We start from the raw sequence: 418 nt of genomic DNA on the forward strand, positions 1-418 counted from the left end.
GATGGTGTGCCTGTGCCGGTCGCCGCTGCCGGAAGCGGATCCGGGTGCTGGGCGGGCGGTCCAGCCGGGGGTTTCTTTGGTGTGGTTGCAGGCTTCGCAGAGCCCTGCACCGTTGGCCTGGGCGGTTTCTCCTCCGTGGTGCCAGGGGATGATGTGGTCCAGGTGGCGGATGGGGGCGTCGCAGTACGGGGTGCGGCAGGTGTCGTCCCGGGTCTGGATGAGGCGGCGGAGCCCGGGCGGGAAGATCCGGGCGCGGGAGTCCATCGCGACGAGCCCGCCGGTGCCGGGGTGGGTGTAGAGCCGGCGGATCCACACGCCGAACGCGGTGTCATCGGCAGCCCCGTCCGTGCCACCGGATATTGGGGGGCTGCCGGGTCCCGGGGAACCGTCGGCTATGCCGCCGGGGTTCGTGCCGGGG

Annotated in this window: 1 protein-coding gene; it reads right to left on the reverse strand. The window is 72.5% G+C overall.

The genetic code is table 11. The annotated features are described in order from the left end of the window. Nucleotides 1-418: HNH endonuclease (locus MRBLAR12_RS19910; RefSeq protein WP_364747927.1), on the reverse strand; the 418-nt coding region annotated here is incomplete at both ends.

It is taken from the genome of Arthrobacter sp. LAR12-1-1.1 (genome assembly GCF_040676555.1).
Classification (GTDB): Bacteria; Actinomycetota; Actinomycetes; order Actinomycetales; family Micrococcaceae; genus Arthrobacter.